18 protein-coding genes are annotated in these 25973 nt (G+C 67.5%); 8 read left to right on the top strand and 10 right to left on the bottom strand.

The window, feature by feature from the left end:
- Window positions 1-89: 89 nt before the first annotated feature.
- Both FHS97_RS13015 and FHS97_RS13010 read right to left on the bottom strand, forming a co-directional pair.
- Window positions 90-1169 carry a glycoside hydrolase family 43 protein gene (locus FHS97_RS13015; protein WP_246346653.1) on the bottom strand — a complete coding sequence of 360 codons (1080 nt, stop codon included), beginning with the start codon at window positions 1167-1169 and terminating at the stop codon, window positions 90-92.
- A gap of 70 nt (window positions 1170-1239) precedes the next feature.
- Window positions 1240-4275 (bottom strand): TonB-dependent receptor, encoded by a 3036-nt coding sequence (locus tag FHS97_RS13010; protein ID WP_184038470.1) that lies wholly within the window; start codon window positions 4273-4275, stop codon window positions 1240-1242.
- A gap of 391 nt (window positions 4276-4666) precedes the next feature.
- Between FHS97_RS13010 and FHS97_RS13005 the strand changes: the two genes are divergently transcribed.
- Genes FHS97_RS13005 through mgrA form a run of 3 tightly spaced genes read left to right on the top strand, consistent with a single transcriptional unit; the run spans window position 4667 to window position 8531 of the window.
- The gene (locus tag FHS97_RS13005) at window positions 4667-7021 is read left to right on the top strand and encodes a GH92 family glycosyl hydrolase (protein ID WP_184038466.1); all 2355 of its coding nucleotides are present in this window, start codon (window positions 4667-4669) and stop codon (window positions 7019-7021) included.
- Window positions 7022-7069: 48 nt separating this feature from the next.
- Window positions 7070-7435, top strand: a complete 366-nt coding sequence (locus FHS97_RS13000; RefSeq protein ID WP_184038462.1) for a hypothetical protein — start codon at window positions 7070-7072, stop codon at window positions 7433-7435.
- Between the two features lie 10 nt (window positions 7436-7445).
- Complete coding sequence (mgrA, locus tag FHS97_RS12995) at window positions 7446-8531, top strand: L-glyceraldehyde 3-phosphate reductase (RefSeq protein ID WP_184038459.1); 1086 nt, start codon at window positions 7446-7448, stop codon at window positions 8529-8531.
- A gap of 90 nt (window positions 8532-8621) precedes the next feature.
- Here mgrA and otnI read toward each other — a convergent pair whose 3' ends face one another.
- Genes otnI through FHS97_RS12980 form a run of 3 tightly spaced genes read right to left on the bottom strand, consistent with a single transcriptional unit; the run spans window position 8622 to window position 12918 of the window.
- Window positions 8622-9410 carry a 2-oxo-tetronate isomerase gene (gene otnI, locus FHS97_RS12990; protein ID WP_184038456.1) on the bottom strand — a complete coding sequence of 263 codons (789 nt, stop codon included), beginning with the start codon at window positions 9408-9410 and terminating at the stop codon, window positions 8622-8624.
- Window positions 9407-10699: a glycerate kinase type-2 family protein gene (locus tag FHS97_RS12985; RefSeq protein ID WP_221233289.1), complete on the bottom strand. Its 1293-nt coding sequence runs from the start codon at window positions 10697-10699 to the stop codon at window positions 9407-9409. The genes otnI and FHS97_RS12985 overlap by 4 nt, the downstream gene beginning before the upstream one ends.
- Entirely contained in the window at window positions 10696-12918 is a 2223-nt protein-coding gene (locus FHS97_RS12980; protein ID WP_184038453.1) for an alpha-amylase family protein, read from the bottom strand. The genes FHS97_RS12985 and FHS97_RS12980 overlap by 4 nt, the downstream gene beginning before the upstream one ends.
- 230 nt (window positions 12919-13148) lie before the next feature.
- Here FHS97_RS12980 and FHS97_RS12975 point away from each other — a divergent pair, with 230 nt between their 5' ends.
- On the top strand, window positions 13149-14753 hold the full coding sequence (locus tag FHS97_RS12975) for an L-lactate permease (RefSeq protein WP_184038450.1): 1605 nt from the start codon (window positions 13149-13151) through the stop codon (window positions 14751-14753).
- A complete protein-coding gene (locus tag FHS97_RS12970; protein WP_184038447.1) occupies window positions 14750-15520 on the top strand; it encodes a hypothetical protein in 771 nt (256 codons plus the stop codon). The genes FHS97_RS12975 and FHS97_RS12970 overlap by 4 nt, the downstream gene beginning before the upstream one ends.
- Window positions 15521-15634: 114 nt before the next feature.
- Here the strand turns inward: FHS97_RS12970 and FHS97_RS12965 are convergent, their stop codons facing one another.
- The 4 genes from FHS97_RS12965 to FHS97_RS12950 all read right to left on the bottom strand — a co-directional run bounded on the left by FHS97_RS12965 (window position 15635) and on the right by FHS97_RS12950 (window position 22365).
- Window positions 15635-16429 carry an FCD domain-containing protein gene (locus FHS97_RS12965; RefSeq protein ID WP_184038445.1) on the bottom strand — a complete coding sequence of 265 codons (795 nt, stop codon included), beginning with the start codon at window positions 16427-16429 and terminating at the stop codon, window positions 15635-15637.
- Between the two features lie 64 nt (window positions 16430-16493).
- Window positions 16494-18635 carry an alpha-amylase family protein gene (locus tag FHS97_RS12960; RefSeq protein WP_184038442.1) on the bottom strand — a complete coding sequence of 714 codons (2142 nt, stop codon included), beginning with the start codon at window positions 18633-18635 and terminating at the stop codon, window positions 16494-16496.
- Window positions 18632-19618: a 2-hydroxy-3-oxopropionate reductase gene (locus FHS97_RS12955; protein ID WP_343053452.1), complete on the bottom strand. Its 987-nt coding sequence runs from the start codon at window positions 19616-19618 to the stop codon at window positions 18632-18634. The genes FHS97_RS12960 and FHS97_RS12955 overlap by 4 nt, the downstream gene beginning before the upstream one ends.
- Window positions 19564-22365, bottom strand: a complete 2802-nt coding sequence (locus tag FHS97_RS12950; protein ID WP_184038438.1) for a TonB-dependent receptor plug domain-containing protein — start codon at window positions 22363-22365, stop codon at window positions 19564-19566. Before FHS97_RS12950 ends, FHS97_RS12955 begins: the two co-directional genes overlap by 55 nt.
- A 204-nt stretch (window positions 22366-22569) precedes the next feature.
- Between FHS97_RS12950 and FHS97_RS12945 the strand changes: the two genes are divergently transcribed.
- Together FHS97_RS12945 and FHS97_RS12940 are read left to right on the top strand one after the other, a co-directional pair.
- Window positions 22570-23199, top strand: a complete 630-nt coding sequence (locus tag FHS97_RS12945; protein ID WP_246346652.1) for an FKBP-type peptidyl-prolyl cis-trans isomerase — start codon at window positions 22570-22572, stop codon at window positions 23197-23199.
- Window positions 23200-23473: 274 nt separating this feature from the next.
- Window positions 23474-24103, top strand: coding sequence for a DUF4198 domain-containing protein (locus tag FHS97_RS12940; protein WP_246346651.1), 630 nt, complete (start codon window positions 23474-23476; stop codon window positions 24101-24103).
- Window positions 24104-24330: 227 nt separating this feature from the next.
- Here FHS97_RS12940 and FHS97_RS12935 read toward each other — a convergent pair whose 3' ends face one another.
- Window positions 24331-24660, bottom strand: a complete 330-nt coding sequence (locus FHS97_RS12935) for a hypothetical protein (RefSeq protein ID WP_184038433.1) — start codon at window positions 24658-24660, stop codon at window positions 24331-24333.
- A 375-nt stretch (window positions 24661-25035) separates the two neighbouring features.
- On the opposite strand from FHS97_RS12935, the gene FHS97_RS12930 reads away from it, so the two are divergent.
- Window positions 25036-25929, top strand: coding sequence for a Gfo/Idh/MocA family protein (locus FHS97_RS12930; RefSeq protein ID WP_184038431.1), 894 nt, complete (start codon window positions 25036-25038; stop codon window positions 25927-25929).
- Window positions 25930-25973: the final 44 nt, after the last annotated feature.

Raw genomic sequence — 25973 nt, 5'->3', positions numbered from 1 at the left:
GGTAGCGTCCTGCGCCACCGTCGCCGCGGGTGCCGCGATCATCGTCCCCGCACACAGCGCCGCAATCGCCTTGCGCATCAGCTTCCTCTTCAACGATTGTCCTTCCGGCGCAGCGGGCGCGGCGTGGTGACGCCGCTGTTGGTCAGCGTGACCGGCAGGATCGTTCCGTCCTTCGCGAACCGCATCGGCTCGATCGCGATCTGGCGATGCTCGCCCTTGTCGTCGTTCAGCGGACGGCGGTGATAGACGATGTACCAGTCGTCGCTGCCCGGCACGTTGACCACCGAATGATGCCCTGCCCCGCGCGCGACCTTCATGTCCTGCGCGAGGATCGTGCCGCGCTTCGTGAACGGTCCGACCGGCGACGGGCCGGTCGCATAGGCGACCCGGTAATCCGGGCCGGTCCAGCCGCCCTCCGACCACATCAGATAATAGACGCCCTTGCGCTTGATGACGAAGGAGCCCTCGACATAGCCCGGCGGAGTGATCTCCTTGAACGTCGTCCCGTCAGGGTGCCTTTCGACCGTCGACAGGTCGGCGGACAGCCGCACGACGTTGCAATGCTTCCAGCCGCCGTAATAGAGATACACCTTCCCGTCGTCGTCGCGGAACACGAATGGGTCGATTGGCTGCGCACCATTGTGGAACGCGCCGATCAGCGGCTTGCCGAGCGCATCGCGGAACGGGCCGCCGGGCGTGTCGCTGACCGCGACGCCGATCCCGCCCACTTCCTTGTCGCTCTGGATGTCGTTGGCGCTGAAGAACAGATAATAGCGCCCGTTCACCTCGATCGCCGATGGCGCCCAGACCGCATAGGCCGCCCAGGCGACATTCTCGACGTCGAGCACGCGACGGTGTTTGGTCCAGTGCACCAGATCCGGGGACGAGAAAGCGTCGAAGAACGTCTGTTTGGCATAGGAGGGCCGCACCATCCGGCGCTGGCGGTCCTCGCTTTGCTGCGCGGAGAAGCGCGACGGCGCGGCCGGGGTGGCGGGATCGTCCGAATAGGTCGGATAGATCCAATATTCGCCGGCGAAGATGCGGATCTCCGGATCGGCATACCAGCCGGGCACGATCGGATTGGCCGCGCGGAGCGCACCCGCCGACAGCAACGCGGCGCCGGTGACCAGCGCCGCCTTCATCCATCGCTTCGCCGCACGTCGTCTCATGGCAAGTACCCCTTGTCGAAAAAGTGGGTGGCCGCACCGCGACCACCCAGGGGGGGAAGGATAATCCGCGTCAGAACTTGTACGAAACGCCGACATAGGCACGACGGCCGGAATAGACGTTCGAGATGAACCGCGCGTCGGTGTCGTTGCCGAGATGCTGGCGCTGTTCGGACTTCGTCAGGTTGATCACCGAGGCGCTCAGCACGAAATTCTCGAACAGGTTGTACGAGGCGTTCAGATCGATCTGCTCATAGGGATCGTCATAGACGTTCAGCCCGGATTGCAGCCCGCGCACCACCTCGCCGCGGCGGTTGTATGACGCGCGCAACAACATGCGATCGTTCTCGTAGAACAGCGATCCGTTCAGCTGCGTCTTGGCGCTGCCGACCAGCGGCGAGCTGCCGACATTCTGCCCCTCCAGCGTGATCTGCGCCACCGACGTGTCATTGTAGGTGAAGTTGACCTGTGCGCCGAGCCCGAACGGCAACGTGTGCTGCGCGTAAACCTCGACGCCCTGCGAGCGCGCGTTGGACCCGTTCGCGACCGTGCTGTACGGCTGGATCAGCTCTGGCCGGCCGTTCACGGTCTGCGTGACGTCGAGCACCAGCGGCACGATGAAGTCGGACACGTCCTTGCGGAACGCGGTCGCGCCCAGCACCGAGCCGCGCTTGAAATACCATTCGAGGCCGATATCATATTGCCACGCCTTGAACGGGTTGAGCGCGCCATTGCCGCCCGACCCCGACCAGCCCTCGCGCTCGCCGAACTGCCGGCGGTCGAACGCATATTCGGGCGAGCGATAGGTCAGGCTGCGCTGCGAGCCGAGGTTGGTGAAGGCCGGCCGCGCGATCACCCGCGCCACCGCACCGCGCAAGAGCAGATTGTCGGTGACATCGTACGAGGCGTTCAGGCTCGGCAACCAGTCGCTGTAGGTGCGCGTCTGGTCGAGCTGCGTGTTCACGATCGTCTCGCGCTGCGCCAGCGGGAGCGTGATGCAATTGCCGTCAGCGCCGACCGGCGGCGTCACGAACGGTCCGCCTTCCGCGTTGACGCAATAATCGTTGAGGATCTGCAGCCGGTCGGAGGTGACGCCGGTCTGACGGGTGTTGACGTAGCGCAGCCCGAGATTGCCGCGGAAGCGCTCGGCCTTGAAGTTGGTCTGCACATAGCCGGCCCAGATCCGCTCGCCGATACCGTAGACGAAGCCCGTTTCGTCGACGCGCACCGCATCGCCATAAGTGTTGTTCAGATAGCCGAGATAGTTGCGGAAGTCGATCGCCGGGAAGGCGTTGCCGCTGAACCCGCCGGCAATATTGCCGAGCGGCTTGTCGAAGAAGAACCCCGGCCGCGTGGTCGCCGCCCCCGGCGTGTCCTGATAGCGCAACTGGGTTGCGGGATCGGCATACCATTCGTTGCGGCCGGTCGCACGATTGACCTGCCCGTCGCGCCACTTCGCGCCGACCTGAACCGAATCGAGGAAGGTCTCGAAGCGCCGCGTCAGATCGAGCTGCGCATAGCGCTGCGCGATCGAGCTGCGGTTGAACGACGAATTGGTCGATCCCAGATCGATCTGCGTGAGCCCGTTGTTGATGTTGTCCTGAAGGTCGGGCGAAAATTCGAAATTGGCCGACTGGTCGGTGAAGTTCCACGCGCTGAACTGGTTGCCGTTGATCCCGACGATGCCGTTCACGACGCGCGGCTTGGCCGCCACGCTGAACCGCGCCGAGGGGCCGCCGGTGGCGCGGGTCTTGCCGAGCTTGAACACCGCCTCGAACCGATCGCGCTTGAACGCGCCCTCGACGTCGAAGGTGTTCGAGACCGACTTTTCCCGGCTGTAGGTGCCGTAGATCTGCGGCGTCTCCATCGTGCACGGCGGCTGGTTGCCGACCTGCACGCGGCACCCCGTGCCGTCGGCGGGCACCTGGAACTGCGCGGACTGGAAGATCGTGCCGCTCTTGTCGAGCGTCGCGCCCGAGAAGAAATTGCCATATCCCCATTCCGGGATCTGGATGCCGTTGCTGATGAAATCGTCGTCGACCTGGAAGCGGAAGTAATTGGCGGTGACGGTGAAGTCGTCGAACGGCTTCATCTGCGCGGTCGCCTGGATGCCCAGCCGCTTGCGATTCTGCTCGGTGACGGTCTGGCTGACCTGCTGCGGCGCCCAATAGCCCGAGAAGCGCTGCCCGGCCTGCGTGGTCGCGCCCGTGTTCTCCGGCCAGTAAGAGATCGCGTCGTCATTGGCATAAGGATTGCCATTGACGTCGGTGGCCGGCTGGGTCGCCTGCCTGTATGTCCACCAGTTCCAGCTCGACGCCGCGGCGCGGTGATCGCGCACCGTCCGCTCCTGATAGGTCGCGCCGACCAGGAAGCCGAGCGTCTCGTCGGGGTTCTTCCACGACAATTGCCCGCCGATCTGCGGCTGCACCTTCTCGGTCACGTCGGCATAGGTGCCCTCGACCGACACGAAGCCGCTCAGCGACTTCAGGTCGAGCGGGCGGCGGGTGTGGAGGATGATCGTACCGCCGACCCCGCCTTCGTCCAGCCGCGCCTCGGGCGATTTGAAGACGTCGACGCTGCCGATCATGTTCGATGGCAGCAGCAGATAGTTGAACGAGCGCGACGGCTCGTTGTCGTCGGCGGAGGCGATGAAATTGCCGTTGAGCTGCGTCAGCGTCAGGTCGGATTGCAGGCCGCGAATGCTGACGCGCGATCCCTCACCGCCATCGCGGTCGATGATGATGCCGGGGACGCGCTGGAGCGAGTCCGCGACGTTCTTGTCGGGGAATTTGCCGATGTCCTCGGCGGTGATGACGTCGACAAAGGCGTTCGCCTCGCGCTTGCGGCTGAGGCTCTCCTCGATCGAGCGGCGATAGCCGGTGACAACGATATCGCCCGCCGCCGCATCACCGGCGTCCTGCGCCGTGCCCACGTTGCTGTCGGGAACCGACGTGTCCGGTGCGGCGGCGTCGGGCGCGACGGCCGGCGCCGTGGCCGGCGTCGTCTCCTGCGCCTGTGCCGCAGCGGCGATACTGATGCCGGCGGTCGCCAGCAGCAACGTCATCAAACGTCGCCCGGGCACCCCCGGTCGATTGTGACGATCGGACATTCAACCTCTCCCTTGTCCCGGCCGGGCATCAGCCCCGCGGCCGGCTCCCTGTGCGTTGCAGCCAGCGTCACGCTCGTGAGATGGCGCCGGTTCACGCTGAAGAGGCGTGCCCGTTCTTGGTCGCTGCGACAGGCGCATGTCGCAATAAAGAAAACACTTTGTCAAAATAATTTTGGAGAGAAATGTTTTGTAATCAGTGCCTTGATGCAGGTTGTGACAACGATAACGCGATCATCGACGTTTACATCTCCTGCTGTCAGCCCTGTCTGTCATGGCACCGTCGCGTGCGCTCCTGACCGTCATCTGCCCCCTCAAATTACGAAAATTGCTGTTTTTATTCAGCTCACGTGGCATCAGCCGCGTTCGATCGGCGAGAACGACGGAGCGCGGGATGAGCAACGATCAGCAGCGGAACAGGGTCGGGCCAGTCCGCGCCGGGGCCGCAGCGCTCGCACTGGCAGCGCTCACCGCCGCGCCGGTTGCCGCCCAGATCGCCGACACGATCGGCGCGGTCGATCCCTTCATCGGCACCGGCGGCGAAGGGCATACGTTTCCCGGCGCGGTCGCCCCGTTCGGCATGGTGCAATTGTCACCCGATACCGACACCGCTTGCGTCATCCGCGACTGCTACGCGCACGCCGCAGGATACCGGCACGACGATCCGACGATCGAAGGCTTCAGCCACACGCATTTCTCGGGCGCGGGTCACTCCGACCTCGGCGACATTCTGGTCATGCCGGTCTCGGGTGCGACGGTTCCGCTGGACCCCGGCACCGTCGCTGCCCCCGGTTACCGGTCGCGCTTCTCGCACGCCAGCGAAGAGGCATCGCCCGGCTATTACGCGGTGACGCTCGACGGCCCGAAGGTGCGCGCCGAACTGACCGCCGGCACGCGCGTCGGGGTTCACCGCTACGCCTTTCCGGCCGGACAGCCGGCGCATCTGGTGCTCGACCTGCGCTCCTCGCTCTACAATTATCCCGCCAAGATCCTGTGGTCGGGGCTGCACCTGCGGCCGGACGGCACGCTGACCGGCTTCCGCGAGACGCGCGGCTGGGCGCCGGGACGCAAGTTGTTCTTCGCGATGCGGTTCTCCGCGCCGCTCACCGGCCATGCGCTGCTCGATCGTGACAAGGACGTGCCCTACAAGGGTTTCGCACCGCCGGGACAGGGCAACGACAGCCTGGCCGAGAAACTGGGTCGTGCGCTGGAAGCGCGCCTCGATTTCGGCACGCTCGACCGCCCGCTCGAGGTCAAGCTCGCCTTGTCGGGGGTCGACGAGGCCGGCGCGATCGCCAATCTGGAGGCCGAGCCGGGCGACTTCGACGCCGTCCGCACGCGCACGCGGGCGGCATGGGGCGAGGCGCTCGGCGCGGTCGCGCTGGAGGCACCGGCGCCGATGAAGACGATGGTCGCCACCGCGCTCTACCACAGCCTGATCGCGCCGAGCGTGTGGAGCGATGCCGACGGTCGCTGGCGCGGGCCCGACGATCAGGTCCATCGCGCCGAAGGCTATACGCAACGCTCGACCTTCTCGCTCTGGGATACGTTCCGCGCCGAGCACCCGTTGCTGACGCTGGTCCAGCCCGACCGGACCACCAGCGATGTGGTCAATTCGCTGCTCGCCAGCCAGCGCGTCAGCCCGCATGGCATCCTGCCGGTGTGGCAGTTCGCCGGGCGCGAGACCTGGACGATGATCGGCTACCACGCGGTGCCGGTGATCGCCGACGCCTATCTGAAGGGCATCGGTGGGTTCGACGCCAACGCCGCGCTCGACGCGATGGTCGCCAGCGCCAGCTATGCGCCTTACGGGGGGCTCGGCGCGTATATGAGCGGCGGCTATGTCCCGATCGATCGCGAGCCGGAGGCGGCGTCGAAGACCGTCGAATATGCCTATGACGACTGGACGATCGCCCGGATGGCGCGGGCGCTGGGGCGAACCGACATCGCCGCGCGCTTCGACCGCCGCGCGACCTTCTGGCGCAACAGCTTCGACGTGAAGACCGGCTGGCTGCGCGCGCGCCGCAGCGACGGCACGTTCCGCACGCCGTTCGATCCGACCGCGATCAACTACGGGTCGGATTATACCGAGGGCAACGCCTGGCAATATAGCTGGTTCATGCCGCAGGATCAGGCCGGGCTGTTCCGGCTGCTCGGCGGCGACGCGCGCGCGATCCGCAAGCTCGACGCGATGTTCGACTACGACATGTCCAAACTGGACTACAGCCATGCCGAGGATATCGCCGGGCTGATCGGGCAGTATATCCATGGCAACGAACCGAGCCACCACGTCGCCTATCTCTACAGCTATGCCGGCGCCCCGTGGCGGACGCAGGAGCGGCTCGCGCAGATCGTCGCCAGCCAGTACAAGCCGACCCCGGACGGGCTCAGCGGCAACGACGACCTCGGGCAGATGTCGGCATGGCTGGTGTTCACCGCGCTCGGTTTCTATCCGGTCGCGCCGGGCAGCAACGAATATGTGATCGGCCGACCGTTCGTCGCGCGCGCGCGCCTGCGGCTCGGGAACGGACGCGTGTTCGACGTGCACGCCGACCATTTCTCCGAGGCGAACCGCTATGTCGGCGCGGTGACGCTGAACGGCAAACCGCTGGGCCGCACGTTCCTGCGCGATGCGGAGATCCGCGCCGGTGGAACGTTGCGCTTCACGATGACCGACAAGCCCGACAAACATTGGGGGCGCGCGACGGCGGCGCGGCCCTATTCGCTGTCGACCGCCCAACGGCAGTGACCCCGATGTGGTGCCTGCCGTCCCACCGAACTCCGCCGACGAGCACACATGGCAGCTGAAGCACGCGAGGCGCCGACCACGCCCGATGGTCGCTACCTCGTCGTGCGTGGACGATTATGGCGCAAGAGCAATCCCCTGCTCGCACCCGAGCTGCGGCAGACGCTGGTCGACGAGTTGATGTCGGCACGTCGCGCGGTGCAGGCGGCGTTGCGGGACGACGACCAGGCGGCAGTGCGACGGGCTCGGCAGCGGGTGGACGCGGCGAAGATCGGGCTCGGCGAACGGGGGCCGGTGTGGTGGACCGATAGCGCCCCGGACCTGAACCGGCGCATGGCGCGCAACACCGGCTATGCCGATTGGTTCGCGGCATGGGAGAATGAAACGCTTGAAGCGTCGCGCGTTGGGCATCCTTAAAGGAGCCACCATGCCGTTCGACTCTCCCTATGCCGCGTCCCCCGATCGCTACGATGGCCGGATGCCTTACCGACGCACCGGCCGGAGCGGCCTGCGGCTGCCCGCGATCAGCCTCGGGCTGTGGCAGAATTTCGGCGGTGATGACGTGTTCGAGACCGGCCGCGCGATCCTGCGGCGCGCCTTCGATCGCGGCGTCACCCATTTCGACCTCGCCAACAATTACGGCCCGCCCTATGGCTCGGCCGAAGACAATTTCGGCCGCGTGCTCGCCAAAGATTTTCGCGCGCACCGCGACGAGCTGCTCATCTCGACCAAGGCGGGATGGGACATGTGGCCCGGCCCTTATGGTGACGTCGGGTCATCACGAAAGTATCTGATCGCCAGCTGCGAGCAAAGCCTGAAGCGGATGGGCGTCGATTATGTCGACATCTTCTATTCGCACCGCGTCGATCCGGCGACCCCGCTCGAAGAGACGATGGGCGCGCTGGTGCAACTGCATCGGCAGGGGAAGGCGCTGTATGTCGGCATTTCTTCCTACGAACCGGGCCTGACGCGGCAGGCGGCGGAGATCCTCGCCGCCGAGAAGGTGCCGCTGTTCATCCACCAGCCCAGCTACTCGATCCTCAACCGCTGGATCGAACGCGAATTGCTCGCCACGCTGGAGGATCTCGGCACCGGATGCATCGCCTTCTCCCCGCTGGCCCAAGGCATGCTGACGGACAAATATCTGCACGGCGTGCCACAGGACGCCCGCGCAAACCGCGGCGGATCGCTGTCGCAGGATTTGCTGACGGAGCAGAACCTCGCCGCCATCCGCGCGCTGAACGACATCGCGGCGGCGCGCGGCCAGACGTTGGCGCAGCTGGCGATCGCCTGGGTGTTGCGCGATCCGCGCATCACCTCCGCGCTGATCGGCGCGCGCACCGTCGCGCAACTCGATGACTCGCTCGATGCGGTCAGGACGCTCGACTTCTCGCCCGACGAACTCGCCGCCATCGACAAGGCCGCCGCGGATGGCGGGATCAACCTCTGGGCGGAATCGTCCGACATCGTCACCCTGCCCGCCGCGCAAGGCCTGCCCGCACGCAAGCCTTGAACCACCGACGTCGCGCCGATGGCGTCCGGGCTTCACCTCGGACGCCATCCACGTGCCGCGACGTTCACGCGCCGGTGCAGCCGGAGGCGATCAGCGACGGTCGAGATAGGCCGCCGCCCAGCCGAGTCCCTCGCGGGTGTCGCCCGCCGGCGCATATTCGCACCCGATCCAGCCATCATAGTTCAGCGCTGCGATCCTGCCGAACAACCACGGGAAGTTCAGCTCGCCGGTCCCCGGTTCGTGGCGTCCGGGATTGTCGGCGATCTGGATATGTCCGATGCGCGGCAGCAATCGCTCGATGGTACGCGCGACATCGCCTTCCATGATCTGCATATGATAGACGTCGTAGAGCAGGCGCACGTTGTCACGGCCGACCGCGTCGATCACGTCGAGCACCGCTTCGGTGCGATCGTAGAAATAACCGGGCAGATCGATCCGCGTGTTGATCGGCTCCAGTACCAGCGTCACGCCCTCCGCCGCCGCGCGGTCCGCCGCCAGCCGCGTATTGGCGACCAGCGTCTCGGTCCATTGCGCCCGGTCGGCCGCGTCGGGGATCTTGCCCGCCATCAGGTGCAAGGTCCGGCAACCGGTGGCGCGTGCATAGCGCAAGGCGAGATCGACGCTGTCGGCGAACTCCTCTGTCCGTGCCGGATCGGCGGCGAAGCCGCGCTCGCCCGCCGCCCAGTCACCCGGCGGCAGATTGAACAACGCCACGGTCAGGTCGTGCCGCCGCGCCGCCTCGGCCACCGCCTCGGGCGCTTCGGCATAGGGCGAGACGAATTCGACCGCCGCGAAGCCCGCCCCGGCCGCCGCGGCGAAGCGATCTAGAAACGGCAAATCGGTGAACATCATCGTCAGATTGGCAGCCAGTCGCGTCATGCGTGCATCTCCTGCGGCAGCACCAGCACTGCCCTGAAATCATTGACGTTGGTCCGCGTCGGCCCGGTGAGCAGCAGATCGCCGAGCGCGTCGAACAGCGTCGCGCTGTCGTGCGCGGCAAGGAACGCGCGGGCGTCCAATGCCATCGCCGCGGCGCGGGCGATCGTATCCGGCGCGATCAGCGCGCCGGCGGCGTGGCTTGCGCCATCCTCGCCATCGGTATCGGCGGCGAGCGCCCAGGTGCCGGCATCACCATCGAGGGCGCAGGCCAGCGCGAGCGCGAATTCGGTGTTGCGGCCGCCGCGTCCGCAGGCGCTTCCGGCGAGCGTCACCGTGGTCTCGCCGCCGGACAGAAAAACGGTAGGCACCGCCACCCCGGCCAGCGCCAGCCGCGCTATTTCGGCGCCGAGCGTGTGACTCTCGCCCTCCAGATCGTCGCCGAGCAGCACCGGAGCGAGCCCCAGCGACCGAGCGGCCTTGGCAGCCGCGGCCAGCGCGGCGGCGGGGGTGCCGATCAGCCGGAAGTCGTAATCCTCGATCAATGATGGCGTTGCGACCGGTGCGAGCAGCCGCTCCGCCACCCTGGCCGGAAGCTGCTGCCCGAACAGCCCGACGACATGGCTCAGATCGGCATCGGCGGTCGGGTCTGGCACCGAGGGCCCCGATGCGATCGCCGCGACATCGTCGCCGGGGATGTCGCTGATCCCGAGCGTCACCACACGCGCGGGCTGTGCGGCGGCGAGCAGCTTGCCGCCCTTGATCGCCGACAGACGCCGCCGGACCATGTTCATCGTCCGGATGTCCAGCCCCGAGGCGAGCAGAAGCCGGCTCACCGCCTGCTTGTCCGCCAGCGTGATGCCGTCCGCCGGCAAAGCCATCACCGACGATCCGCCACCGGAGATCAGCACCAGCACCAGATCGTCGCGTGACAAGGTGCCGACCATCGTCAGGATTGCGCGCGCCGCCGCCTCGCTGGCGTCATCCGGTACGGGATGCGCCGCCTCGCGCACCATGATCCGCCCGGCGGGTGCGCCATAGCCATAAGGCACGACGACCAGCCCGCTCAGCACGACGTCGGGCCATGCGGCATCGACGGCGGTGGCCATCGCCGCCGCTGCCTTCCCCGCGCCGACCACGACGCAGCGCCCGACCGGTCGTTCGGGCAGATGCGCCGCCAGCATGTGCGTGGGGTCGGCGCTGGCCACGGCCACGTCGAACAGGTGACGCAGCGCGGCGCGCGCCTCGCGGTCGGTCCACGCCGACGCGACCACCTCGGGCATGGCACTCATGCGAGGTCGACCGCCACGACTTCGTGAAGCTTGATCTGCGGCACCTCGACGATCAACCGATCGCCCTCGCGCCGATAGACGGCATCGCGTTCCGCCTCCAGCAGACGTACCGCGGCCGGCCGGGTACCGGGCGGAAGCTGCAGGCTAATCTGATAGGGACCCGCCGGGATCACCTCGCGCATATAGCCGCGCATCGCCATCGGGTTGGTCAGGTTGACGAGATGCGCCGCGACCGAGCCTTGTTGGCGCCAATAGGCCACATCGAGCAGGCCGGGGCCGCTGACCGTCATCGGCTCCGGCGCATTTGCCGCCCAAGCCACCGCATTGCGCAGCACCGTCAGATGGTCGCCGGTGGAATTCTCCCAGAACGTCCGGTCGAGATCGAACGGGAAGTACACCACCCGCCCCTTGCCGACGGTGCGCGCGAAAACCATCGGCACATCGGTGCGGCGCGTCGCGGTATAGACCTTCTCCATCGGCAGATCGGGGTAGCTCGGAACCGACGTGAAGGCCGCACGCATCCGCGGGTCGTGGGGCCGGACATGCACCTGCTTCGTGCCGGCCATGATCCGCGGTGTGTCGTCCAGCCCGGCGGTCAGCGGATGCGGGCCACGCACCGAGAGATAGCTGTTCGCCACCCGTTGATCGACGCGCCCGGCATAGTCGCAGCCGAACAGATCGGCGAGCCCGAAGTTCGCGCGCCGGTTGCCCCATTCGTCGCACAGGGCGGTTTCGTGCGTCGCGACGATCGCGCCGCCGCGCCGGACGTAGCCGCGCAGCGCCGCGCATTGTGCATCGGAGAGCGCAGCGATGTTCGGGAGCACGATGACGCGGTAGCGGTCGATCGCCGCCGGATCGAGCAACCGTTCGTCGACGAACGCGAACGGCACGCGCGCCTCGACCAGGGCCTGATAGAAGCCGTTGGTGGCATCGTCCGATCCGCCGCGCAGCGACTGGGCGTCCTGTGGGCCGCCGGCGCCATTATCGCGTGGGACTTCCGGCACATAGTAGGTGTTCGTCTGCGCCGAGTGCAGCATGGCCACGCGCGACAGATTGTCGATGTTGCGGAAGTATTTCTCGTGCCGGGCGTGCCACGCATAGGAGTCGGCCACCGCGGGGACCCAGCGTTTGTCGAACACCTCGGCCTTGAACTTGGTCATCCACGGGCGAAATCCGTGCGCCAGACCGTCGTGGAGATAGGCGCGGATCTCGGTCGGCGCCTGCACCGAATCCATGAAGCGATAGGGGGTTGCGGTCTCACCGACCGCGAAGATGCCGCTGACCGGGCGGTCCGGCATCAGGCAGGCGGTCTCCTTGGCGCTGCGGCCGTTGAGCCACGCGGGTGCATTGCCGCTGCGCGCCTGTCGGTCGGCAAAGAGCGCGCGTGCGGTGCGGCGCAGCCGGCGCGGGTCGAGCCGGCCCCAGGTGCCGGGCGTGAAGAACGCCTGCGGGTTCACGCCGGTGACGGTCCGTGCCCATAAATCGAGCTGCTCGTAGCGCATTTCGTCGTCCCAGACGAGGTAAGCGCGCACCGCGGGATCGCCGAGATCCTTCAGCGTTGCCGGAATTGCCCGCCCGCTCGCCTTCTGGAACTTCGTGCGGCACACATTGCAGTGGCAAATGCCCGCGCTTCCCGCCCAACGATTGCCGAACACGCCGTCGACCGGATAGCGCGAGACGATTTCGCGGAGCACTTGCGGCATCCACTCGAACGTCACCGCGCCGTTCGGGCAGGTCAGATACAGTTCGGGATCGGCCGGGTGGCGCTTCGGTCGCCCGGCGGCATCGCGCGCGACCCATTCCGGATGCGCGGCCAGCGCGTCGGCGCGCATCGCATGCGGATCGACGCGCGCGAGGACGCGGATGTCCATCGCCTTGCAGGCGTGGACCAGCTCGCCGAACATATCGCCGTCGGCGAGGAACGGGCTGCGGTAGTGGAATGGCACCTGCGTCGGGTAGAAAGCGGTCACGCCACCGGCGCTGAGGCACACGCCTTGCGTGCGGGTGCGTTGCAGGAAATCGAGCCAGAACTGCTTGTCGTAACGGCCGGGGTCATCCTCGGTGGCGCAGATCTGCACCCAGCGCATCGGGCCCCATTCCCAGCCGCTGCCCGGTGACTGGGCGTTCGCGGCGCCGCCAGGCAGCGCCGCCGCCGCCCCCAGCATCGCCGCCGCCCCGATCACGCTGCGACGGTCGATCTCCGCGTCGTTGCCGATCATGCCACCCTACTCCCCGGCGATCATCCGCCCACTGTATGGCTATTCTTTCTTACCAATTAACGCAACCATGCAATTACTAAGCCTGCGATCCAATCGCGCAGCAGGCGAAACGTTGCACTCAACCGACGCCAACCACCCAGATGCGGGCTTGGATAGTTTTACTTGCCAACAAGAGTGATCGTCGGTTAGCCGTATGGTTGACGCCCGAAGGGTGCAGCGAGAGGAATGACATGTTTCGTCAACTGGTTACGCCTGTCGCCGACAATCTACCGCTGTCGTTCCTGCTGGCAACGCTGCCGATCGCCACCGTGCTGCTGCTGCTCGGCGTGCTGCGGCGCCCGGCATGGCAGGCCTCGCTTGCCGGTGTCGCGGTGGCGTTGCTCCTCGCCGTGACGGTCTGGCAGCTTCCGATCGGCATGGCCTTCAACAGCATCGCCGCGGGCGCCACGTTCGCGGCGTGGCCGGTGATGTGGATCGTGCTCAACGCGCTGCTGCTCTACAATGTCGCGGTCGCCTCGGGCAGCTTCGCGGCGTTCAGCGACTGGATGGTGCGGCATCTGCCCAACGACCGCCGCGTCGCGTTGATCGTGATCGGTTTTTCGTTCGGCTGCCTGCTCGAAGGCGTCGCCGGGTTCGGCACCCCGATCGCGATCACCAGCGCGCTGCTCATCACGCTCGGCTTCCCCGCGGTCGAGGCGATCGTCTTCACGCTGATGTTCAACACCGCGCCGGTCGCGTTCGGCGCGCTCGGCTCGCCGATCATCACGCTGGGCGCGGTCACGCAATTGCCCGACGTAGCGCTCGGCGCGATGGTGGGACGGCAATTGCCGCTCATCGCGCTGCTGCTGCCGTTCTACGTCATCGCGGTCTATGGCGGGGTCCGTGCGATCCGCGGTGTGTGGCCGGTGCTGCTGGTCGCGGGCGGCTCATTCGCGTCGATGCAGTTCCTGTCGTCCAATTTCCTCGGGTACGCGCTGACTGACGTGCTCTCGTCGCTTGCGTCGCTGATCTGCACCCTGGTGTTCGTGAAGCTGTGGCGCTTCGCCCCCGATCCCGCCTTCGCCTTGCGCGCCGTCGCTGCCCCGGCACCGACGCCTGCCACCGCGAGCAACGGCCTCAAGGGGTGGCTGCCGTGGATCGTGCTGTCGGTGACGGTGATCCTGTGGGTGCATCTGAAGGTGAATGCGATCGGCGAGACGAAGCTGGAATGGCCGGGGCTCCACGACGCGATCTTCATCACCACCTATGGCAAGGCCTATGCCGCGATCTGGAGCTTCCAGCCGCTCGCGACCGGCACCGCGATCCTGGTCGCAACGGTCATCACCGCCCTGCTCGTCCGGCTCTCGGCTCCTCAACTCGCCGCCGCCACGAAACGCACCCTGCGCCAGATCCGGCTGCCGCTCGCCACGACGATGACGATCGTCGGACTCGCCTATCTGATGAACTATTCGGGGATGGCCTATACGCTGGGCGTTGGGGTGGCCTCGGTCGGGCCGCTGTTCCCGTTGCTGTCGGCGTTCCTCGGCTGGCTGGCGGTGTTCCTGTCGGGCAGCGACACGTCGGGCAACGCACTGTTCGGCAATTTGCAGGTGGTCGCGGCGCGGCAGCTCGATCTCAATCCGGTGCTGATGGCCGCGACCAACGCCTCGGGCGGGGTGCTCGGCAAGATGATCTCGCCGCAGAATATCGCCACCGGCACCAGCACCACCGATTGTCGAGGGCAGGAAGGCGCGATCCTCGCGCGGACCTTCAAGCACAGCGTCTTCCTGACGCTGGTGCTGGGCGTGATCGTGATGGTCCAGCAGCATCTGCTGCCGTGGATGATCCCGTCGTGAGGCACGTCGCGCTCGCCGCGCTGTTGCTGGCCGGTTGCACGCGCGGGGACGACTATCTCGCCCGCTTCACCGCAGCCGAGCGTGGGGCGCTTCCGTTCGCCCCGATCACCGCGATGCGGCCCGGCACGACGATGGCGGAGGCGTATCGCCTGCAACACCGCTACGTGGCCATGCGGCGGCGCGCGGGCGATCGCATCGCGGGATACAAGGGCGGGCTGATGTCGCCGGCGTCACTGGCCGGGCGCGGGGTACGCGCGCCGCTGGTCGGCGTGCTGTTCGCGGTCGGGGGCGCTGACGATGGTGGGACGATCTCGCTATGCGGGTATCGCCGCGCCGCGTTCGAGCTGAAGCTGGGGCACCGCGACGGGCAGGTGCTGCCGGTCATCGACCTGCCCGACATCGGTTATCGCGACCCCGATCATTACAGCGCGGTCGACATGGTGGCGGCGAACATTTCCGCCGCCCGCTATGTTCGCGGCGCGGGGCAACCGGCGGCCGGGCGCGACCTCGATGCGTTGCGCGTCACGCTACGCCGTGAGGGGGAGACGATCGCGTCGGGTATCGCCGGGGAGTCGCTCGGCGGGCAGGCGGCAAGCCTCGCGACGGTGCGGAGGCTGGCGGCGGCCGCAGGCTATGCGCCCCGGCCTGTCGATCTGATCGTCACGGGGAAGATCGGCGATCGTGGCTGGCTGCTGCCCGGGCGTTATGTTGCGGATTACGGGGCTCTGGGGCGCGTGACGTTCGCCGTTACGGCGTGCGCGGCGTAGCACACCCTGATCGTCATCCCGGACGTGATCCCGACTCCCGCTTCTTGCCACAGACTGTCCAATCGCGGAGTCCCGGTTCAAGTCCGTGGCGACGAGTGAGGCAAGCGCCCGAGGTCACACCTCGGCGGCGCGCGCCTTCTTCGTCGCGACGATGTCACCGCGCGCCAGCCGGCGAATGCTCGCCTCCAGCCGCCGCTCGGCCTCGTAGATCTCGCGCTGCGTCCGCATCGCGGTGGTCATGTGCAGCCGCGCCGCCTCGCGCGCGCCCTCCACGTCGCCCGCGATGATCGCGTCATAGATCGCCTGATGCTCGCGGAGCTGCGAATCCTTCTCGCGGCGATGCTCGTACAGGTTCTTGCGGTTGAGATAGACGTTCGAGCGCAGGATGCTCTCGATGCTGCGCATGAAGTGCATCATCATGAGATTGTGGCTCGCCTCGTAGATGGCGAAGTGGAATTCGGCGTCGGTGCGCGCGATCTCGTCGACGTCCTGCGCCTCGTGCGCGACCTTCATCGCCTGGAAGCAGCGCGTGATCGCCTCGCGGTCGACCGACGATGCGCGCTCGGCGGCGAAGGCGGCGGCGGCGGCTTCCATTTCGGCGCGCAGCTCGAGGCAGTCGATCCGCGCCTCGGGCGTGTCCATCAATTGCAGCAGCGGATCGCGCAGGCTTTTGCCGATTTGGTCGCTGACGTGCGCGACGCCCTGCGCATTGGTGGTCAGGAAACCGGCGGCGATCAGCTTGTCGAGCGCCTCGCGCAGCGACGGGCGCGAGACGTCGAGCTTCGCCGACAGCTCGCGCTCGGACAACAGCCGCTCGCCGGGGCGCAGCGAGCCCTCCAGGATCATCTGCTGGACATGTTCGGCGATCGCATCGGCCAGTTTGGCGGGCCGGATCGAGGGTGCGTTCATCGGAGTGCGCCTGAAATCATGATCCAGATATAGCGCCGCCCATGCGTCGCTAAAAGCGCCGACGTCAGCCGTTCAGCAGCACCGCCTCGAACGCCCCGACCGGCGGCAGGTCGAGCCATGTGAGTCCGGTAGCGTCGGGTGCCGCCGATCCCGCCAGCGCCTGTCCGCCGACCAGCGCGCGTGCGCCGGACACCGCGCCGCGTACCCCGAGCCGCAGGCCGTGCAGCGCGGGCGGTGGCGCATAATGCGTGTTCCGCTGCCCCGCGTAGTTCACCATCGTCAGCAACGACGCGCCGTCGCTGCGGCTCATTACCATCAGCTCGACCGGGCCGGCGCCCGCCAGAACGAAGCGCGGCGCGGGTGCGTGGCGTGCGATCAGCCGCTCGATCAGCTCGCGATGCACCGGCAGGCCGTCGCGGAGATACTGCCAGCCGACGAACCACGGGAGGTGCGCCGCGCGCCCCTTCCCGTGCGTGCGCAGCGACACGCCGGGGTCGCGCCGCGCCGCGACACCGGGGATGGCGTAGCTGAACTCGGGCGGGCCATAACGCTGATCGGGGGCGAAGCGCATCAGCGTCTCGACATCCGCGCGCGCGGTGCCACCGGCATAGACGCCGTCGAGCGGGACGCGTCCGGTCACCTTGAGCGTGCTGACCGCGGGGTCGAGCGTCCAGCCCTCGATCGGCTGCGGCGGTGTGTAGCGGGCGAGCGGGAAACAAGCGAGCGGCACCGTCGCGCGCGGCTGCCCCTTCTCATCGAAGGCGCCGGGCATGGCGGTCGCGATCAGCAGGCCGCCGCACTCGACGAAGCGGTCCAGCGCCGCCGCTTCCGCGTCCGACAGCATCATCGCATTGGGGAGGACGATCACGTCCAAGCCCGCGCTCAGGTCGGTGGTGCCATCGGCGACGCGGGCATCGCTGACGAAGCGGAACGGGATCCGCGCGTCGACCAGCGCGCTGTAGAGTCCGCGAAGCTCGGCGGTCTGCCACGCCGCATAGGGCGTCATTCCGGCCAGCCGCGCCGACGCGCCCGACTGATAGAGGCCGACGCGCGCGGACTCGCTCATCCCCGCATAGGCACGTTCGTTCGAGGCGCGCCATTTGAACAGCCGCGACACCGGCGGCAGGTAGGTCGGATCGTTCTGGTCGGCGAGCGTGCCCATCAGGTACAGATCGAGCTTCGCGCCGACCCCCATCGCCTGCGCCATGCGGTTCTCGTGATAGGCGGCGGTCTCGGTCACCTGTCGCCATGGATAGTCGATGTGCGCGGTGGAGGTCGACGACCACGGCGTGCCGGGGCTGCGGGCCGAAGCGGCGCGGCATTGCTCGCCCGACTGGTACGCCCATTCCGGGCCGGTGCGATCGACGCGGCGCTGCACCTCGCCGCGGCCGACCTGCTCGGTGCTGTCGTGCTGCGCGATTGGCACGCCGGGCGCGAGCGTCGCGATATGATCGGAGATGCGTTTGCGCAGCGCCTCTGACGTCCGCGCTTGAAAGGCGAGATAGTCGGGCCAGGCGGGATCGCCATAGCCTTCTTTCGCGGGCAGCTCGCGTCCGTACATCTCGCGGAACACGCGCCGGCAATTGCCGCACACGCAGATGCCGTGGTCGACATTGGCGTAATCGGTACGCGGATAGCCGGTCATGTTGAAGAAGATGCCGTCGGGCTTGTAGCGGGTCAGCCCCTCGCTGAGCAGCCGCAGCCCATAGTCCTGCGCCCAGCCGCCGTTCGGACAAGCCTGATAGGTGCCGGCGAACGCGCGCGGGGTGCCGTCGCGGTTCTGCATGAACCAGTCGGGATGCGCGTCATAGACCGGCTGCATCGCCTTGGAGAGGTCGAAGCGGCCGATGTATGCGAGCCCCTCGTCGTGCGCGGCGGCGATCATCTCGCGCACGAAGTCGCCGCGGCCCATATACGGGTTACGCCGCTGGTAGGGCAGTTTCGTCGGATAGAAAGCGACGATCCCGCCGATGTTCGAGACGATGACGTTGCCGCCGAAATCGCGGATCGCGCGGGCGATCGTGCGCGGGTTCTCGCGAATGTCGATCTCGCGCAGATTCGTCTGGACGATGCGATAATCCTGCAACCACCAGTGTTTGGGGTCGAACGCCCCACCCGTCCGCGGCCCCTGCGCCAGCGCGCCGCCCGCCACGCCGAGCCCGGCCAGCGACAACGTCTGGAGCGCGAGGCGCCGCGAGACGGTCACGCCCCGACCTTCGCGATCGCATGATCCGCCAGCGCCTCCAGCGCCTGCACCATTGCCGAATGATCCCAGTCCGCGCCGCCGCGCGCGACACAGGCGCTGAACAATTGCTGCGCCGAGGCGGTGTTCGGCAGCGCAAGCCCCAGCGCGCGCGCGCTCGACAGCGCGAGGTTGAGGTCCTTCTGGTGCAGGGCGATGCGGAAGCCGGGCGCGAAGGTGCGGTCGATCATCCGCTGCCCATGCACCTCCAGCACGCGCGACGCGGCGAACCCGCCCATCAGCGCGGCGCGGACCTTGTCGGGATCGACCCCGGCCTTGGACGCGAACAGCAGCGCCTCGGCGACCGCCTCGATATTGAGCGCGACGATAATCTGGTTGGCGACCTTCGCGACCTGCCCGGCACCGACGTCTCCGACGTGGGTGACGTTCTTGCCCATCACCGCGAAGAGCGGCGCGACGCGTGCGAATGCCGCTTCGCTGCCGCCGCACATGATCGTCAGCGACGCCGCCTTCGCCCCGACCTCGCCGCCCGACACCGGCGCATCGACATAGTCGCCGCCGGCCGCCGCGATCCGCGCGGCGAAGTCACGGGTCGCGATCGGGTCGATCGAGCTCATGTCGACGACGCAGGTGCCGGGACGCAGCCCGGCGACGACGCCCTGCGCGCCGAACAGCGCGCGCTCGACGTCGGGCGTGTCGGGAAGCATCAGGATCACGATTTCCGCCTGGGCGGCGAGATCGTCCGCCGAAGCGCAGACGGTCGCCCCGCCCGCCAGCAACTCCTCCGCAACCGGCGAGCGATGTTGCACCAGCAACAGCTCATGCCCCGCCGCCTGCAGGTGCCCGGCCATCGGCCGCCCCATGATCCCGGTGCCGACAAAGCCGATCTTCATGCGCTGTACCTCGGAAGTAAAAGGGTCATGCTTGCCGCCTAGAAGCGGATCCGCCCGCCGATGCCGACCACGCGACCGCGCAGATCGTGATATTGCGACAGGGTGGCGAGCGCGACGGTAATGCTCGATTCCGCGAGCAGCGGCGGATCGGTGTCGGTCAGGTTCTCGACCTTCGCGTAGATCTGGAAGCGATCGGTGACGTCATAGGTGACCGACATGTCGGTATAGAGATACGCCGGATAATGGTTGCGGTTCAGGTCGAGCGGACCGAACGCATTGTCGAAGGTGCCCGGGCCGATATAGTTGAACAGCAACCGCAGGTTGAGCGGCCCCTGATCATACAGGAACGTCGTGGAGCCGCGCCACTTGGGTGTCGCGAACCCGCCCTGCAACTGCCCGGCGGTGTCGACCTGTCCGTTGGCGGTGGAGGAGACCAGCCGGTCGACATAGGTCGCCAGCGCGCGCGTGGTGAAGGTGCCCGCGAACAGCGGGAAGGCATAGCTCGCCTCGAAATCCACGCCGCGGGTCTTGAGCGTCTGCGCGTTGAACGAGTTGGCGTTGACCTGCGTGATCGCGCCGGTTTCGTCGCGCAGCACGCCCGCGCAGAAGATCTGGTCGCCGCGGCCGCAGCGGTCGACCACCTCCTGCTGCCCCGGCGTAATGATCGCGTCGCGCAGGTCGATGTCGTAGAAGTCCGCCGAGAGCTGCAGCCGCGGGATGAAGGACGGCTGCAACACGATCCCGCCGGTAAAGGTATAGGCGGTCTCCGGCCCGAGATTCGGGTTGCCGCCGATCAGGAAGTTCACGTTGGCGGTGCGGTTGGTCAGAAAATCGGTGACGGTGCCGATGCGGATATTGGCCTGCGCGAACAGATCGTTGATGCGCGGCGCACGGAAGTCGCGCGAATAGGTGGTGCGCAGGCGGATGTCGTCGTTGATCGCGTAGTTCAGCCCGGCCTTCCACACCGCGGTCGACCCGACGGTGCTGTAATCGACGACGCGCCCGGCGAGATCGAGGTCGAGGCTGCGCGCGAACCCGGTCTCGCGCGCCAGCGGGATCGACACTTCGCCATAGGCTTCCTTGACCTCCAGCTTGCCGTAATAGGAACCGAACGTCCCCTGCCGCCAGCCGTTGACGTCCGAGACCGGATCGGAGCGGTTGTCGACCGAGTCCCGGCGATATTCGCCGCCCACCGCCACCTTCACCGGGCCGGCCCAAGTATCGAACACCGTCCCCGACACGTTCAAATTGGCGATGCCGCTCTGCGATCGCGAATCCTGTCGCGAGGTGCCGAGCACATACGCGTTCACTTCGGGCGTAACGGCCCCGATCCCGAAAATATTGGCGGGGACGCAGCCGTTGCCCGGGTTGGTCAGCGTCGAACGGCAGACCGGCTGACCGTTCGGGCCGACCACCGCATCGAGCGCCAGCGCCCAATTGCCCTGATTGCGGTTGTTGCGTCCCTCGATCAGCGAGCGGGCATAGGTGTAGCTGCCGCCCAGCGCCCACTTCCACGTCTCCGACAGCGAGCCGGTCAGCGCACCGCTGACCCGGTAATAGCTGTTCTCGGTCGAGTTCTCGTTGCGGCCCTGTTCCGGATTGTAGCGGCCGACGCGGATCGTCGTCAGATTGTTGGCGATCATCGCATCGCGGATGTTCGTGGGCAGGAAGGCATTGTCGCGACGGATCGTGATGTCGCCGTTGTTGGTGTTGTAATTGCCGGTGCTGCGCGCCAGCGTATTGGCGGCGAGCACGTCGAGGCGGCCGGTCACGTCGTCGGTGAAATCGTAGCTGAGCCGGCCGAAGCCGCTGATCTGGCGCGAGGCGACCTGCAAGGGCGCGAAGGTCGGCTGCGGCATCAACCCCTCGCCGCCTTCCATCCAGACGGTGCCGACGTTGGTGCCCTGCTGGAAGATCGACTGCGCGCCGTTCGCGCCGAACTGGATGTTGCGCAACGGCCCGGTCGAGGTGATGACGCCGCCGGCGGTCATCTGCGAATAGCGCGCGTTGGGCACGATCAACTGCCGGAACTGCCCGTTGGTCGGCGTATAGGCGGCATTGGGGATGAAGGTGACGCCGTTGCGCCCCCAGTCGCGCGCGCCCTGGTAGATGATGTCGGGCTGGTTGAAGTAGGAGCCGGCGAGCAAATAGCGCCCGCGGTTGCCGCCGAACTTGCCACCGTACAGCGCGCTCGCCGAAATCTGCCCGAGATCGCCGTGGGTCGAGACGTTATATTGCGCGTCGAGCTTTCCGCCCTCGACATTGTCGGCGAGGATCAGATTGACCACGCCGGTGATCGCGTCGGAGCCATAGACCGACGACGCGCCCGCGGTGACGATATCCAGCCGCGCGATCAACGGCGCGGGCAGGATGTTGATGTCGAATCCGTTGGCGATCGGGCTGCTGTCCATCACGCGCTGTCCGTCGACCAGCAGCAGCGTGCGCGTCGAGCCGAGCGCGCGCATGTTGAACGTCGCGAGACCGAGATTGCGACCGCTGCCGTTGTTGCGGTTGGGGCGTAGCGCGGGCACGTCGCGCAACAGGTCGACGACGTTGGTGGCGGCTTTCTGCTCCAGTTGCTGCTCGGTGATCGTCGTGATCGGGGTCGGCTGCTGGAAGGTGGAGCGCGCGATGCGGCTCCCCGTCACCACCACCTCGCCCGCACCCGCGTCCTGCGCGGCAGCGGCGGTCGGGTCCGCGGGCAGGTCGATCGACGGGTCGGTCGCCGCAGTTGGCGCGTCGATCGACTGCGGCGTCTGCGCCGCCGCGCCCAGCGGATGACACAGGGCAAGGACGCCGACGGAAACCGTCAGCAGGTTCATGTGAGACAAGCGCTTCATCGTCCCCTCCGTCAGATGGTGAGTCCATCTTTATGTTCGACTTTTGGATAGGTTGCCTTACCATTGATAGCAATGGGAAACTTTGTGAACCTTTGTTGCGAAGGTGGCGTGGCGGACGGAAGTCGACGAAGCCGGACCGGCGCCGGTTGCCGGGCGCCCTCGCTGGCGAGGCGACACCGGCGTCGGCGGATCATTTGGGACGGCTTGGCCGACCGACCGCGCTTGCCTATAGCGGCGGCCATGTCGATCCTTTCGCAAGCTTCGTCCCGCCTCATCCGGACCGCGCTGCTGGCTTCGCTCGCTGCGCCGCTGCCGGCGATCGCGGCGGCTGCCTCGCAAAAGCCGTCCGTCGCCACGCCGGCGACGATCAAGGCAGACAACCGGATCATCCCGCTGCCGCTAAATCCGGTGGTGCCGGCCGGGCAGCGCGTGTGTGCGACGACGTCCGCGGCCGGGCTGGGCGCGACGACGCTGCGCGACGGCACGGGCGCCCGGCCGGGTACGGGCGATGTCGTGCTGGTGAACTATATCGGCTATCTCGCGGCAACCGGCACGGTGTTCGATCAGGGAATGCAGTCGCCGCTGCCCGTCGACGCGGTGATCCCGGGCTTCTCGCAGGGATTGCAGACGATGGCGCGCACCGGCGTCGCACGCTTCTGCATTCCGGCGGCGTTGGGCTATGGCGCCCGCGCATCGGGGCCGATCCCGGCGAACGCCGATCTCGTGTTCCAGGTCGAACTGCTCGACTTCAAGACGAAGGCGGAGGTCGAGAACATGAACCGCGCACAGGCCAGCGATCCCGCGGCCACGAAAGACGCGCCGCCCCAACAATGATCCCGTTCACGCCGGTCGGCAGACGTTGCCGTGGCGAGATGCGAATGGATTGATGCGGCGGCGGATTCGCAGCATCAACGAGCTGCCGACCACCGCCGCCGGGTGGCTGTGCGACGGGCCTGCGAGCGTAAGCCCGGTCGATCATCCGGGGGGCGATCGCGGGCGCTGACAAGGGCGCGGCTCACGACGAGGGCGGCGGGTTGGCCGCGCCAATCATATTGCGTCATCGCGACGCCGCGTGCGACATTCGGCCATGCCTTTCAGGAGACTGCATTTGTTCAAGCTGTTTCTCTCCGCCGCCCTGCTCGGCACCTCGACGCTGGCCGCCGCGCACGAGGTGTGGATCGAACGTGACGGCGCCGCGCCGGCGCGCATCTATCTGGGCGAGCCGGCGGAGCCGGTCCCAGACGGCGGCGACCCTGAATTCGCCAAGCTGCGCGCGCCCCGTCTGGTGTCGCCCGCCCGGGCCGGAACGGTGCGTCGCGCCGACCATATCGAGGTGGCGGCAGCCGTCGGCGATGTCCGCGCATGGGACGACGATGTGTTCGCCCCCTGGGGTCCCGCCACGAAGCGCGAGGCGATCGTCTATTATGCGCGCGCCGGACGTAGCGAAGCCAAAGCGGTATTGCCGTTCGAGATCGTGCCCGTCACGCCATCGGCCGCGCGGTTCGCGGTGATCCGCGCGGGTCGCCCGCTCGCGGATACGGAGGTGACGTTGGTGACGCCGACGCGCGAGACGCGCAAGCTGCGGACCGATGGACGCGGTGAGGTGGCGGTGCCCGCCGCGGTGAAGGGCCGCTACCTGCTCACCGCCGCGACACGCGACGAGGGCGAGCGGCAGCACCGCGGCGCGACGATCCATACGCTGCATCATATCACCACGACGAGCTTCGTTGCGGGGTAGCCGTCTGACCGGTGGCAGCGCATCGAAAGCTGCCGCCCGGAGATCGGCAGCGTCCTCGTGCCCGGTGCCATCCCCGATATGCTCGTTTTCGCGGGCATCGCGGCGTCCGGCCCCCTGCGGCGGCGTGGGCCGCCGTCGGCGATTTCCTAACCCGGCTGACAGATTGCGAAGCATCGCGCAGAGCGGCTGGCTCGATCATCGCCCCGCTTCGAGAAGCGCGGTCTGCGTCAGCGTTTGCAGTATGTCCTGACCTGCTGCGCCATGCCGACATCGCCCCCGACGAGCGCGGCGTCGGCAGCGGCATCGCACCGGCCGGCCGCGGTCAGCGTATCGACCGTGTTCGGCAACGCGCGTGCCGCCGCCGCCTGGCTGCTCGACGAGGCGCGGGTTGCGGCGGCCTGGCGCTCGATCACCTCGCGCTCGGCCCGCTGGCGCTCGGCAGCAAGTCGCCCTTGCTCCTGCTCGCTGTATGTGGGCGACCGGCCCAGATCGCAAAGGAAGTCGGCCGGGGTGCATTGAAGCGGCGCAGCGGCCGAGATCAGCAAAGCCAGGATCATCGCAGCCTCATGAATTGTCGCGGACGAGCGACGATGCGCGCCCATGTGCGAGGTGGGAGGCCGCACGCCACAATCCAAGATGGGAACGGGGTGGCCCGACGGCACCCGGAGGCGTTCGGCACCGTCCCCGCACATCCGCGATCGCGCCGTTGCGCGCCTTTCTTCCGGATGGCCGCAACGATCTCGATAACGAACACGGAAGGGCTTCTTGCCAACAAGCAGAATCCCAAGGCGCTCGAATGGTGCGGATGGCGGGATCAACCCGCGCCACGGCAGTGATCGGCCAGTGCCTGACGGACCTCCGACGCGGCGTCCATCCGGGTGGCGGGCCGGCGAGGCGCGCGCTATTGCCGTCGCTCGCCGGGGGAGATGAACATGCGCGTGCTTCTGATCGGGCTGGGCGACATCGCCCGCAAGGCCTATCTTCCGGTCCTGTCGCGGCGACCCGATCTCGACGTGCATCTGGCGACGCGGAACCGGACCGTGCTCGAAGAGGTCGGGCGGACGTTCCGGATCGCGCATCGCCACGCCAATGCCGCGGAGGCGCTTGCCGCCACGACCTTCGACGCGGCCTTCGTCCATGCGGCCACCCCGGCCCATGCCGGGCTGGTCAGGCAGCTTCTCGAACGCGACATTCCTACGTTCGTCGACAAGCCGCTCGCCGACAATCTCGCCGAGGTCGAAGCGTTGACCGCGCTGGCCGCGCAGCGCGCCACGCCGCTCCAGCTCGGCTTCAACCGGCGGTTCGCGCCCGACTATGTCGCGCTGCGCCGCCCCGACGCCAGCCTCATCACGATGGAAAAGCACCGGCACCGCCAGCCCGACCTGCCGCGGCGGGTCGTCTTCGACGATTTCATCCACGTCGTCGATACGTTGCTGTTCCTCGCCCCCGCGCCGGTGCGGCGCCGCACGATCGAGACGCATGTCGTGGACGGGATGCTCCACGCGGTCACGCTCCTGCTGGCGGGCGACGGCTTCACGGCGGTTGGCACCATGAATCGTGACAGCGGATTGGACGAGGAGCGTCTCGACGTGATCGGCGAAGGCGCACGCCACAGCGTCCTGAACCTGGCCGATCGCATCGAGACGCGCGGGGCCAAAAGCCTGTCTCGACGCGGCGACTGGGTGTCGGTGGGGCAGCAACGTGGTTTCGAGGCGATGTGCGACGACTTCCTGCGTGCCGCGCGCGAACGCCGCGCCGTCGATGTCGCCGCGATCCTCGCCACGCATGAGCTATGCGAGGCGATCGTCCGGCACGCAGCGCCCTGAGGTCACGATCCGTATCCGACGAGCGTGCGAAAGTTGGTCCGGCG

Source organism: Sphingomonas endophytica, from assembly GCF_014199415.1.
GTDB classification, from domain to species: Bacteria; Pseudomonadota; Alphaproteobacteria; order Sphingomonadales; family Sphingomonadaceae; genus Sphingomonas; species Sphingomonas endophytica.
The sequence above is the reverse complement of the archived record's forward strand: the minus strand, read 5'-3'. Positions and strand labels throughout refer to the sequence as shown.